11 protein-coding genes, 1 tRNA gene and 1 pseudogene are annotated in these 11,108 nt (G+C 69.6%); 6 read left to right on the top strand and 7 right to left on the bottom strand.

Translation table 11 applies throughout. The annotated features are described in order from the left end of the window. From era to lepB, 3 genes and pseudogenes are all read right to left on the bottom strand, one after another. A pseudogene (era, locus tag ACTIFJ_RS13740) lies at positions 1-921 on the bottom strand (GTPase Era); the annotation flags it as partial. Then, a complete protein-coding gene (rnc, locus tag ACTIFJ_RS13745) occupies positions 918-1,613 on the bottom strand; it encodes a ribonuclease III (protein ID WP_439534681.1) in 696 nt (231 codons plus the stop codon). The pseudogene era and the gene rnc, both read right to left, overlap by 4 nt. Then, on the bottom strand, positions 1,610-2,347 hold the full coding sequence (gene lepB / locus ACTIFJ_RS13750; RefSeq protein ID WP_439534682.1) for a signal peptidase I: 738 nt from the start codon (positions 2,345-2,347) through the stop codon (positions 1,610-1,612). The genes rnc and lepB overlap by 4 nt, the downstream gene beginning before the upstream one ends. 9 nt (positions 2,348-2,356) lie before the next feature. On the opposite strand from lepB, the gene pgi reads away from it, so the two are divergent. After that, entirely contained in the window at positions 2,357-3,892 is a 1,536-nt protein-coding gene (gene pgi / locus ACTIFJ_RS13755; RefSeq protein WP_439534683.1) for a glucose-6-phosphate isomerase, read from the top strand. On the opposite strand, the gene ACTIFJ_RS13760 is transcribed toward pgi, so the two are convergent. Beyond that, positions 3,857-4,642, bottom strand: a complete 786-nt coding sequence (locus tag ACTIFJ_RS13760) for an arginyltransferase (RefSeq protein ID WP_439534684.1) — start codon at positions 4,640-4,642, stop codon at positions 3,857-3,859. The genes pgi and ACTIFJ_RS13760 overlap by 36 nt on opposite strands. Before the next feature lie 105 nt (positions 4,643-4,747). Beyond that, positions 4,748-5,995: a threonine ammonia-lyase gene (locus tag ACTIFJ_RS13765; protein ID WP_439534685.1), complete on the bottom strand. Its 1,248-nt coding sequence runs from the start codon at positions 5,993-5,995 to the stop codon at positions 4,748-4,750. Positions 5,996-6,053: 58 nt separating this feature from the next. Between ACTIFJ_RS13765 and ACTIFJ_RS13770 the strand changes: the two genes are divergently transcribed. Genes ACTIFJ_RS13770 through ACTIFJ_RS13780 form a run of 3 tightly spaced genes read left to right on the top strand, consistent with a single transcriptional unit; the run spans position 6,054 to position 8,556 of the window. Then, positions 6,054-6,935 (top strand): NAD(P)-dependent oxidoreductase, encoded by an 882-nt coding sequence (locus tag ACTIFJ_RS13770; RefSeq protein WP_439534686.1) that lies wholly within the window; start codon positions 6,054-6,056, stop codon positions 6,933-6,935. A gap of 2 nt (positions 6,936-6,937) precedes the next feature. Beyond that, the gene (locus ACTIFJ_RS13775; protein ID WP_439534687.1) at positions 6,938-7,324 is read left to right on the top strand and encodes a RidA family protein; all 387 of its coding nucleotides are present in this window, start codon (positions 6,938-6,940) and stop codon (positions 7,322-7,324) included. Positions 7,325-7,335: 11 nt separating this feature from the next. Continuing rightward, positions 7,336-8,556, top strand: coding sequence for an amidohydrolase family protein (locus ACTIFJ_RS13780; RefSeq protein ID WP_439534688.1), 1,221 nt, complete (start codon positions 7,336-7,338; stop codon positions 8,554-8,556). A gap of 237 nt (positions 8,557-8,793) precedes the next feature. Here ACTIFJ_RS13780 and ACTIFJ_RS13785 read toward each other — a convergent pair whose 3' ends face one another. Next, the gene (locus tag ACTIFJ_RS13785) at positions 8,794-8,979 is read right to left on the bottom strand and encodes a hypothetical protein (RefSeq protein ID WP_439534689.1); all 186 of its coding nucleotides are present in this window, start codon (positions 8,977-8,979) and stop codon (positions 8,794-8,796) included. A 125-nt stretch (positions 8,980-9,104) separates the two neighbouring features. On the opposite strand from ACTIFJ_RS13785, the gene ACTIFJ_RS13790 reads away from it, so the two are divergent. Together ACTIFJ_RS13790 and ACTIFJ_RS13795 are read left to right on the top strand one after the other, a co-directional pair. Beyond that, positions 9,105-9,177: transfer RNA gene (locus ACTIFJ_RS13790), tRNA-Ile, on the top strand. 17 nt (positions 9,178-9,194) lie between these two features. Then, positions 9,195-10,268 (top strand): lysylphosphatidylglycerol synthase domain-containing protein, encoded by a 1,074-nt coding sequence (locus ACTIFJ_RS13795; protein WP_439534690.1) that lies wholly within the window; start codon positions 9,195-9,197, stop codon positions 10,266-10,268. Here the strand turns inward: ACTIFJ_RS13795 and ACTIFJ_RS13800 are convergent. Then, positions 10,216-10,881, bottom strand: coding sequence for an MOSC domain-containing protein (locus ACTIFJ_RS13800; RefSeq protein WP_439534691.1), 666 nt, complete (start codon positions 10,879-10,881; stop codon positions 10,216-10,218). The genes ACTIFJ_RS13795 and ACTIFJ_RS13800 overlap by 53 nt on opposite strands. Positions 10,882-11,108 lie beyond the last annotated feature (227 nt).

Below are 11,108 nucleotides of genomic sequence, written 5' to 3' on the forward strand. Positions count from 1 at the left end.
CCCGCTGTCGCGATAGACGGCGCGGTCCTCGGCCCAGTCTTCCTTGACCTTGACGTGGAGGAACAGATGGACCTAGCGGCCCAGCAGTTCGGTGATGTTGGCGCGCGCCGTGGCGCCGATGTCCTTGATGCGCACGCCGCCCTTGCCGAGGATGATGACGCGCTGGCTCTCGCGCTCGATCAGGATCTGCTGGTGGATGACCACCGAGCCGTCGCGGCGCTCCTCCCATTTCTCGGTTTCGACGGTGCTGGCATAGGGCAGCTCGGCGTGGAGCTGGTGATAGAGCTGCTCGCGGGTGATCTCGGCGGCCATCAGCCGGCTGGTGGTGTCGGAGAGCTGGTCTTCGGGATAGTGCCAGGGGCTTTCGGGCATCCGGGTGGCGAGCGCGGCCTTCAGCTCGGGCACGCCGTCGCCGGTCTGGGCGGCGATGAAATAGGTCTCCTCGAAGCTGCAGAGGTCGTTGGCGCCGGCGGCCAGCGCCAGCAGCTTCGGCTTGGCGGTGATGTCGACCTTGTTGAGGATCAGGATGCGCGGCTCGCGGCGCGGCGCCAGCGCCTCGAGGATGGCGCGCGGCTCGTCCTTCAGCCCGGTCTTGGCGTCGATCACCATGGCGATGACATCGGCATCCTGGGTGCCGTCCCAGGCGGCCTTGACCATGGCGCGGTCGAGCCGGCGGTGGGTCTTGGTGAAGATGCCGGGCGTGTCGACGAGCAGCAGCTGAGCGGCGCCCTCGGTGGCGATGCCGATCAGCCTGGTGCGCGTGGTCTGCACCTTGGCCGAGACGATGGCGACCTTCTGGCCGACGATGGCGTTGACCAGCGTCGACTTGCCGGCGTTCGGCGCGCCGACGATGGCGATGGTGCCGCAGCGCGGGACGGGATCGATGGTGCCGCTGGGCGGCACGGGTGAGGACTCGGTCATTGGGGCAGACTTTCGAGGAGGGAGAGGGCGGCGGCCTTTTCGGCCTCCTGCTTGCTGGGGCCTTCGCCCTGGGACGGGGCTTCGCCGCGGACGCGGGCCTCGATGGTGAAGCGCGGGGCATGGTCGGGGCCCTGCCGGTCGAGCACGACATAGCTCGGCATGCCGCGCCGGCGCTTCAGCGCCCATTCCTGCAGGCGGGATTTGGGGTCGGCGAGCAACTGCCGGCCTTCGGCGGCCAGCCGCCCCCATTCGCGCTGGACAAAGGCATCGGCGGCTTCCCAGCCGGCATCGAGATACAGCGCCGCGACCAGCGCCTCGGCAACATCGCCGAGCACATTGTCGCTGAGGTGCAGCCCCTTGGCGCGGGCATTATGCTCCATGATCATCAGCTCGGGCACGCCGAGATGGCGGGCGACCTCGGCATTGGCCGGGCCTTCCACCAGCGCATGCAGCCGCGCCGTCAGCCGGCCCTCGGCCTCGTCATGCCGGCCATAGAGCATCGCCGCGATGGCACAGCCGAGCACCCGGTCGCCGAGGAATTCCAGCCGCTGGTAGCTGGCCGCGCCGCTGGCGGCGCTGCTGTGGGTCAGCGCGCGGCGGACCAGCCCGGGATCGGCGAAGCGATGGCCGAGCCGCGCCTCCGCCCATTGCTGGATGCGGGAATCGGCCAGCCGGCCGTCCGGGCTCGTCAAAGCCGCTTCCCCAGGCGCTGCCAGTCCAGCCCGGCCTCGCCGACCGAGAACAGGATGAAGTCGGCGCGGCCGACGACATGGCTGAACGGCACCATGTCGACGCCGCCCTCGGCGACCGACCAGCGGCTGTCGGCCGAGGCGCCGCGATGGTCGCCGAGCACGAACAGATGATTGTCCGGCACAAGTGCCGGGCCGAAATCCGGGCTATCCGGCCCGGTATCGAGGATCGCCACGCGCCGTCCGTTTGGCAGCGTCTCGGCGGCGTCATCGCTGCGCGGCACCAGCCGGCCGTTGAGGATCAGCCGCCCGTCATGCATTGCCACCCGGTCCCCGGGCAGGCCGATGACCCGCTTGACGATATCGGTGCGGTGATCGCGCGGGGTCTTGAAGACGATCAGGTCGCCGCGATCGGGCAGCTGCGCGAACAGCCTTCCGGTCACGAAGGAGGGCGCCAGCGGCAGCGCATGGCGGCCGAAGCCATAGGGCCATTTGGCCACGAAGATGGTGTCGCCGCGCTGCAATGCCGGCTGCATCGACTGCGACGGGATGCTGTACGGCTCATAGACCAGCCCGCGCAGCACCAGGGCCGCAATCCCGGCGACCATCGCCAGCCGCGCCAGCCGGGCCAGCCGTTCCCGCAGTCGCTGGGTCCGTTGCTGGTGGGCGGTGCGGGCGTCGCTGTCGGTCACCATCCTGGGTGACAGGCCCTTGGCCTTGGCCGCTGATTCAGTCATTGTGCCCATATGGCAGAAACAATTGCAGAAATCGAGGAACGGCTGGACGTGCTGGCGCGGGGCTCCCGCGGCCTGTTGCGTACGCGATTCGAGACCGATCCGGGGCGGCTGGCGCGCTACAGCCACCGGGTTGCCGGCATCCGCTTCGATCTGTCCCGGCTGGACATCGATCCCGACGTGATGGCCGGCTTCGGCGCGCTCGCCGAGGCGGCGGACCTCGCCGGCTGGCGGGAGAGACTGGTCGCCGGCGATGTCGTCAATCCGAGCGAGGGCCGGGCAGCCACGCACATGGCGACGCGCGGCACCGGCCCGGCGCCGCTGGTCGCCGAGGCCGAGGCGCGCGGCGAGGCGATGCGCACACTGGCCGAGACCTTGCGCGGTGAGCCGATCCGCCATGTCCTCCATGTCGGCATCGGCGGCTCGGCCCTGGGGCCGGCGCTGCTGCTCGATGCGCTGGGGCGGGACGCCGATGGCCCCGAGGTGCTGGTGGTCTCCAATATCGACGGCGAGGCGCTGAGCCGGGCGATGGCGGGCTGCGACCCGGCGCAGACGCTGCTGCTCGTCGCCTCCAAGACCTTCACCACCGCCGAGACGATGACCAATGCCGGCAGCGCACTGGCCTGGATGAAGGCCGCCGGCGTCACCGACCTGGCGGCGCGGACGGTGGCGGTCACCGCGGCGCCTGAGCGGGCGCGGGACTGGGGCGCCGGCCATGTCCTCGATTTCCCCGATACCGTTGGCGGCCGCTATTCGCTGTGGACGGCGGTGGGGCTGGGCTTTGTGCTGCGCGCCGGCTGGCAGGCCTGGGCGGACCTGCTGGAAGGTGCGGCGGCGATGGATCGGCATTTCCTTGATGCGCCGTTCGAGGCCAACATGCCGGTGCTGGCGGCGATGGCCGATGTCTGGGCGCATCGCTTCGGCGGCCAGGCGGTGCGCGGCGTCTTCGCCTATGACGAGCGGCTGCGGCTGCTGCCGATGTTCCTCCAGCAGCTCGAGATGGAGAGCAACGGCAAGCGCGTCGACCGCGACGGCCAGCCCATCACACGCCCGACCGCGCCGGTGACCTGGGGCGGCACCGGCACCGACGCCCAGCATGCGGTGTTCCAGCTGCTCCACCAGGGCACCGTGCCCGGCCCGGTCGAGTTCGTCGCCGTGCGCACTCCGGGCCATGGCCTGGACGGCGCCCATCACCGCCAGCTGCTGGCCAATTGCCTGGCGCAGGGCGCGGCGCTGATGCAGGGGCGGGACGCGGCGACGGCGCTGTCGCTGGCCGGTGGCGACGCGGCGCTGGCCGGTGCCCGCACCTTCCCCGGCAACCGCCCGTCGGCCACGATCCTGCTCGACAGTCTCGATCCGCGCACGCTCGGCGCGCTGCTGGCCTTTTACGAGCACCGAACCTTCGCTGCTGCCGTGCTGATGGGCATCAATCCGTTCGATCAATGGGGTGTCGAACTGGGCAAGGAGCTGGCGAATGCCGTGCTCGGCGGCGGGCTGGCCGGCGCCGACCCGTCAACCGCCGCCCTGATGCGCGAGGCGCTCGGCTGAGGCCTCGGGCACCGGCGGCGCCATCGGCTGCCACTGGCCGGAGAGCAATATCTCGGCCGGCTGGTAGCGGGTCTTGTAATTCATCCGGTCGCAGCCCTCGATCCAGTAGCCGAGATAGACATGCGGCAGCCCGGCCGCGCCGGCGCGGGTGATGTGATCGAGGATGATGTAGCTGCCCAGCCCGGCGCGCGCCTCCGGCCCGGTATCGTAAAAGCTGTAGATCATCGACAGCCCGTCCGACAATTTGTCGGTGAGGCAGGCGCCGACCAGCTTGCCGGGCCGGCCATCGACCGACGGCTCGCGATACTCGACGACCACCGTATCGACCGGCGACTGCTCGACCATGTCGGCAAAGTCGCCGCTGTCCATGCTGGCCATGCCGCCATTGGGGTGGCGGTGCGCCAGGTAGCGGCGCAGCAGCTGCCATTGCTCGTCGGTCGACCACGGCTCGCAGGCGTGGATCTCCAGATCGGCATTGCGCCGCGCCAGCCGCTGCTGGCTGCGCGACGGGCGGAACCGCTGCGCCAGCACGCGCAGCGACACACAGGCCTGGCAGAAATCGCAGTTCGGCCGGTAAACGACATTCTGGCTGCGCCGGAAACCGATCCGCCCCAGCGCCTCGTTCATCTCGCCCGCATCATGCCCCTTCAGCTCGGCGAACACCTTCCGCTCGGTGCGGCCCGGCAGGTAAGGGCAGGGCGCCGGTGCGGTGACGAAGAAGCGAGGAAAGCGAAACGCCTGATCGGTCATGAATCGCGTCCCCTCGCCTGATGGTTCATGCCTTCACTCTAGAGCGGCAGCAGCCCGCGCGACCATAGGGAAAATCATGGTTAAATCAGGCCTGGACCAGAATTTTCAGCCTGTCTCGATCATCCGCACATCATAGGCCGCTGCCCGCAGCGCCTCGACCAGCCGGTCGAGATGGTCGCGGTCCCGCGTCTCGCACTCGATGTCGGCGATCAGGCCCTTGGCCGGCAGGTTGGTGAACACCCGCTGGTGATAGACTTCGAGGATGTTGACCTGCTGCTGGTCGAAGATCCGCGCCACCTCGAACAGCTGGCCCGGCCGGTCCTTCAGGCGGATGCGCAGTCGCGCCAGCCGCCCGGCGCGCGCCAGCTCGCGCAGCAGCACATTGGCCAGCAGCCGCGTGTCGATGTTGCCGCCGCACAGCACCAGCCCGACCTTGCAGCCGCGGAACCGCCGCGGATGCGCCAGCAGCGCCGCCAGCCCGGCCGCGCCGGCGCCCTCGACGACGGTCTTCTCGATGGTCAGCAGCAGCGACACCGCATGCTCGAGGTCCCGCTCGCCGACCAGCACGATGTCGTCGACCAGCGCTCGCACCACTTGCGCCGTCAGCACGCCCGGCGTCTTCACGGCAATGCCTTCGGCCAGCGTGTCGCCGTCGCAGATCGCATCCTGGCCGTTCATCAGCGCGTGCATGGACGGGTATAACTCGGCCTGCACGCCGATCACCTCGATCGCCGGGTTGACCGCCTTGGCATAGGTGGCGATGCCGGAGATCAGCCCGCCGCCGCCGATCGGGATCACCAGCGTGTCGAGCTCGGGGACGGCCGCCAGCATCTCCAGGCCGACGCTGCCCTGGCCGGCCATCACCAGCGGGTCGTCGAAGGGATGGACGAAGACGAAGCCGCGCTTGGCCGCCAGCATGTGCGCATGGTCCGAGGCTTCCTCGAACTTCTCGCCGTGCAGCACGACATGGGCGCCGTGGCCCTCGGTCTGCTGCACCTTCACGATCGGCGTGAATCGCGGCATGACGATGGTGGCGGGGATGCCGAGCCGCTTGGCATGATAGGCCAGCCCCTGGGCATGGTTGCCGGCGGAGGCCGCAATCACGCCGCGCTGGCGCTCCTCCTCGGTCAGGCTGAGCAGCTTGTTGAGCGCCCCGCGCTCCTTGTAAGCGGCTGTGAACTGGAGGTTTTCGAACTTCAGCCAGACGTCCGCGCCGGTCAGCGCGGAAAGCGTCTCGCTCCGCAAACAGGGCGTCTGGACGATATTTCCGCCGATCGCCGCCGCTGCCCGCTCGACATCGGCGCGGCTGATGGGCAGGACGGGCGGGGCCTTGGCAGGCTGGCTTTGTGACATGTAGGGGCCTTAGCGCCTGTGTCTGCACGGTGCAAACGGGGTTTAGGGGAGGATTCGGATGGCGCGCGTGGCATTTCTCGGGCTCGGCGTGATGGGCGGGCCGATGGCGCGGCACCTGATCGCCGCCGGCCATGAGGTGGCGGTGTGGAACCGCACCACCGCACGGGCCGAGGCGTTCGTCACCGCGCATGGCGGCCGGCTGGCCACCACCCCCGCCGATGCGGCCACCGACGCCGATGTCGTCGCCGCCTGTGTCGGCGCCGATGCCGATGTGCTGGCCGTCACCGTCGGCGCCGACGGCGCCTTTCCGGCGATGACGGCCGGCGCGCTGTTCATCGATCATACCACGGCTTCGGCCACGCTGGCGCGACAGCTGGAGGGCGAGGCGGCGGCGCGCAGCCTGCGCTGCCTCGATGCGCCGGTCTCGGGCGGGCAGGCCGGCGCCGAAGTGGGCATCCTGTCGATCATGTGCGGCGGCAGCCCGGAGGCCTTTACCCAGGGCCAGCCGGTGATGGCCGCCTATGGCCGGACCATCGGCCATATCGGTCCCGCCGGCCATGGCCAGCTGGCCAAGATGGTCAACCAGATCGCCATCGCCGGTGTGGTGCAGGGGCTGGCCGAGGCGCTGGCCTTCGGCCGCGACGCGGGGCTTGACATGGCGCAGGTGCTGGCGGTGATTACCAAGGGGGCGGCGGGGAGCTGGCAGATGGAGAACCGCAGCGGCACGATGCTCGAAGGCCGCTTCGATTTCGGCTTCGCCGTCGACTGGATGCGCAAGGATCTCGGCATGGTGCTGGCCGAGGCCGGGCGGATGGGGCTCGACCTGCCGCTGACCAATATGGTCGACGGCTTCTACGAGGAATTGCAGGCCATGGGCGGTGGGCGCGGGGACACCTCCTCGCTGATCCGCCGCCTGGGATCAAAATCGGGGAGAGAATGACGATGACCGCAAAAGTGATCAGGATGGACCCGGACCCGCTCGATGCCTATGCCATCGCGCCCGGCTGGCAGGTCGGCAATTTGCTGTTCCTTTCGGGCCAGGCCGCCATCGACGAGAACGGCGCCATTATCGGCCCCGGTGATTTCCAGGCCCAGCTGGCCCAGACCTTCGCCAACATCGACCGGGTGCTGGCCGCCGGCGGCAGCGACCGCAGCCGCATCGTCAAGGTCACCATCTACCTGACCGACATGGGCAATTTCCCGGCCATCGTCGAGGCGCGGCGGCGCTATTTCAGCCCGCCCTGGCCGGCGGACACCATCGTCGAGGTGAAGAGCCTGGCGCTGCCCGAACTGATGGTCGAGATCGACGTCATCGCCTGTACGGGATGAGGGGGACGGCAATGCGCATGCTGCGAGCGGCGGCGATGGTGGTGGCGCTGGTGGCGGCAGCGCCGGCAGCCGCCGACCAGATCATCGTCAACGCCAATGGCTATACGCTCGGCGTCGACGGCGAACTTCAGCGGTTCGCCAGCCTCGTGCTCGACAATGACGGCCGGGTGAAGGCGCTGCTGCCGGCCGGCGCGCCGCTGCCGCGCGGCAGGCACCGGGACATGGGCGGCCGCACGCTGCTGCCGGGGCTGGTCGATGCCCATGGCCGGCTGACGGCGGCGGCGACCACCCCGGACCGGCGCGGCCGCGAGCGCGCCTGGGCAGCGGCGGTGGCCGCGGCCTCGGCCGCCGGGGTCACCATGGTCCATGATGCCGGCACGACGGCGGAAAGCTGGACCTGGCTCAAGCGCCAGCGTGACCGTCGGCGGCTGCCGCTGCGCGTCCATGCCATGGCCGACGGCCCGCAGCAGCTTGCGGCGATCGCAGCGGACAAGCCGATCGACTGGGACAAGCGCGACATGCTCGCCGCCCGGTCGATGACCCTCACGCTGGACGGCGACATCGCCGACCATCAGGCCTGGCTGAAGGCCGATTATGCCGACAGCCCCGGCCGGCGCGGCCAGCCGCTGATCGAGGAAGGGCGGCTGCGGCGGCAGGTGCTGGCGGCCTCGATGCAGGGGTTCCAGGTCGACATCGAGGCGCACGGCGATGCAGCCCTCGGCGCAGCCCTGTCGGCCCTGGGGGCGGTACCCGATGCCCAGCGCGCGCTGCAGCGGCACCGGGTGTCGGTGGTGCGGCTGCTCGGCGCCGATGAGATCGATCGCTTCAATCGGCTCGGCGTTGTCGCCGTAGTCGCGCCGGTTTTGCCGGCGCAACCGGCCGAGGCGGCGGTGCTCGGTGCCCGCCGCGCCGCCGCGCTGGCCGGCTGGGCGAAGCTCGCCGACACCGGGGCGATCGTCGCCGGCGGCACCGGCGGTGCCGCCACCGTGCTGGCCGCGATCCCGGCGGCGACGTCAGCCGTCAAGGACAAGCCGCTGGCCGGGCTCGACATGTTCACCCGCCTCGCGGCGCGTGCCGGCCATGCCGAAACCCGGGCCGGCATTCTCGCACCCGGCTATTGGGGCGATTTCATCATCCTGGACCGTGATCCGCTCGCCACCACCCAGACCGCCCCGGTGCAGGTGCTGGAGACCTGGCTCGCTGGCCGTCGGGTCTACCGACGCGCGGGTTAGGTCGCGGCCCTGGGCAAGAGATAAGGCCTCCGGCGGCAAGATAAGGGCCTCCGGCGGCTGGGGCCGCAGGCCCCAGACCCCAATTATCGGGTTAATCCCACAGGACCGTCTGCCGTCGCCTTGCGAAGGCCGGATTATCGGGGTCTGGGGCCTGCGGCCCCAGCCGCCGGAGGCATCTCGTTACCGCCGGACGTCTCTTGTTACTGCACGACCACTTCGGCTGAATGTCGATATCATCTAGCTCTTGTAGAGCGCCTTGCTCGCCCGCCGCGCCAGGGCGAGGCCGATGACGAAGCTCACCAGCGTCGCGACCAGCAGCGGCACCAGATACCGGGCATCGACGATCGCCCAGGCAGCGAGGCAGCCGGACGCCGTGAAGGCGACCATCGAGCCGAGGCGAAAGACAAGGGTTTCACGGGTCATCCACGATCATTGCCGCAGGCCGTCGCCGCCTGCAATAGGGCGGCGCTGTCGCTGCGCGCCCGGCAGGCGGCGCCGCAGTTGCAGCCCCCCATGTGGATGGGCTAGGCGATGCAGGATACCGGTCCGGGCCTGTAGCTCAGCGGTTAGAGCTGGCCGCTCATAACGGCTAGGTCGGGGGTTCGAATCCCTCCGGGCCCACCGGTTGTTCGATAAGGATGTTGCGTCTGTCAGACAGTATTCAGCCGGCGATCAGCAAGCGCGACCAGGCGGTCGCCATCGAGGCGGCGGCTGGGGCCACGCCGCGGCCCCGCGTCGCGTGGGGCCAGTGGTTCGGCGTGCTGCTCGGGCTGGTGGTACTGGCGCTGGCCGCCTGGGGGCTGAACAAGATCGCCGGCCAGGTGACGATGGCCGACATCGTCGCCGAGGTGAAGGCGACGCCCGCGCACCTGATCGTCGCCGCCGCCGTCTCGGCGGCCATCTCCTATGTCGTCCTCATCGGCTATGACTGGCTGGCCACCCGCCATCTCGGCTACCAGATCCCCTGGCCGACGCTCGCCGCCGCCAGTTTTGCCAGCTTCACCATGAGCCACACGCTCGGCGTCACCGTGCTGACCGGCGGTACCGTGCGCTACCGGATCTATACCCGCGCCGGCGTCAAGCCGGCCGACATCGCCATGATCATCCTGCTTTGCGGCTGGACCTTCTGGCTCGGCATCGTCTTTGTCGCCGGGCTGGGGCTGCTGGTGTCGCCGCACCTTTCGGTACCGTTCCGGGATATCGTGCCCGAGGGGCTGGAGCGCTGGACCGGCGCGGCGCTGCTCGGTGGCACGCTGGCGTATCTGGTGCTGGCCTGGCTGTGGCGCCGCCAGTTCCGCGTCTGGCGCTATACCTTCACCATCCCCGATGGCCGCGAGACGCTGCTGCAGATCGCCATCGGCGCCGTCGATCTCGCCTTCGCCGGCGGCGCGCTCTACCTGCTGCTGCTGCCGGTGGCCGGCACGCCGGACCTGCTGACCTTTCTCACCATCTATGCCGTCGCCATGGTCGTCGGCGCGCTCAGTCATGCGCCGGGCGGGCTCGGGGTGTTCGAGCTGGTGGTGGTGTCGCTGATGCCGGGCGCCGACAAGGCCGGCGTGCTGGCGGCGATAGCGCTGTTCCGGCTGATCTACACCTTCATCCCGTTCCTGCTCGGGATCATGGTGATCTTCTGGCTCGAGTGGAAGGCGGTGCGCGATGTCAGGCGCGCACGCGCCGCGTCGAAAGGGCTGCAAGCACGCGCCCAGCCTTGAGCTGCCATGCCGGCGCCAGCCCCGGCAGTGCCGCCAGCTCGGCCAGTGCCGCCGCCTCCATCGCCTCGCCGGCGGCGAATCGGCTGAACCGGTAGACGCTCCAGTCCGGATTCGGCCGGTCGAGCAGCCGGTGCGCATCGCCGGCCTCGACATGGCCTTCCTCGATGACCCGGCTGTACCAGCCGCAACGGCCGCTGCGCACCATCATCCGCACCACTTTCGGTGTTCCTATGACGCGCGCCAGCGTGTTGCACGGCTCCCGCAGCTGCGAGACCTGCAGGACGGTGCTGCCGATGCCGATGACATCGCCGATGCAGATGCCATGCTCATCGACGCCGCGGACAGCCAGATTCTCGGCCATCCCGCCCGGCACGAACCGATCACGATGCTCGGGCAGGTCTTCGGCCCAGGCCGGATAATGATCGGCTGGATAGCTGTAGACGGCCATTTCCGGCCCGCCGTGGACGCGCTTGTCCCCCTGCGCATCGCCGGCCAGCCCGAGCACGGAGACCGCGACCGGCCCGGCCACCGCCGATTTCACGAAGGCGGTGCGTCCCGCTTCCGGGTGGCGTGTGACACGGCCGACATGCACGGCCTCCAGATAGATGCTCATGTTGCGACGTTGACGCCAACACGTGCCAAATACAAGAACGCCCGGCACGTTGCGGTGCCGGGCGTCTTTGTGACGAGCCTTATCTCTCGTACAGGTGGCGACCCATGACCCCCATGGCTGCCAGCCTGCTTGTGCGATCTGCGAGTAGCCGAGTGTTCCGGCCTTGCGCTTGATTTCCCCGAACCCCGGCCGAGGCCTGTGTTCGAAGTTGTATTTACCCAGCGATT

The sequence above is a fragment of the Polymorphobacter sp. genome, from assembly GCF_051860865.1.
GTDB lineage: Bacteria > Pseudomonadota > Alphaproteobacteria > Sphingomonadales > Sphingomonadaceae > Sandarakinorhabdus.

Excerpts from the sequence above, each read along its gene's own strand:
- lepB (WP_439534682.1), bottom strand. The coding sequence starts at position 2,347 with ATGACTGAATCAGCGGCCAAGGCCAAGGGCCTGTCACCCAGGATGGTG.
- pgi (WP_439534683.1), top strand. The coding sequence starts at position 2,357 with ATGGCAGAAACAATTGCAGAAATCGAGGAACGGCTGGACGTGCTGGCG.
- ACTIFJ_RS13760 (WP_439534684.1), bottom strand. The coding sequence starts at position 4,642 with ATGACCGATCAGGCGTTTCGCTTTCCTCGCTTCTTCGTCACCGCACCG.
- ACTIFJ_RS13765 (WP_439534685.1), bottom strand. The coding sequence starts at position 5,995 with ATGTCACAAAGCCAGCCTGCCAAGGCCCCGCCCGTCCTGCCCATCAGC.
- ACTIFJ_RS13770 (WP_439534686.1), top strand. The coding sequence starts at position 6,054 with ATGGCGCGCGTGGCATTTCTCGGGCTCGGCGTGATGGGCGGGCCGATG.
- ACTIFJ_RS13775 (WP_439534687.1), top strand. The coding sequence starts at position 6,938 with ATGACCGCAAAAGTGATCAGGATGGACCCGGACCCGCTCGATGCCTAT.
- ACTIFJ_RS13780 (WP_439534688.1), top strand. The coding sequence starts at position 7,336 with ATGCGCATGCTGCGAGCGGCGGCGATGGTGGTGGCGCTGGTGGCGGCA.
- ACTIFJ_RS13785 (WP_439534689.1), bottom strand. The coding sequence starts at position 8,979 with ATGACCCGTGAAACCCTTGTCTTTCGCCTCGGCTCGATGGTCGCCTTC.
- ACTIFJ_RS13795 (WP_439534690.1), top strand. The coding sequence starts at position 9,195 with ATGTTGCGTCTGTCAGACAGTATTCAGCCGGCGATCAGCAAGCGCGAC.
- ACTIFJ_RS13800 (WP_439534691.1), bottom strand. The coding sequence starts at position 10,881 with ATGAGCATCTATCTGGAGGCCGTGCATGTCGGCCGTGTCACACGCCAC.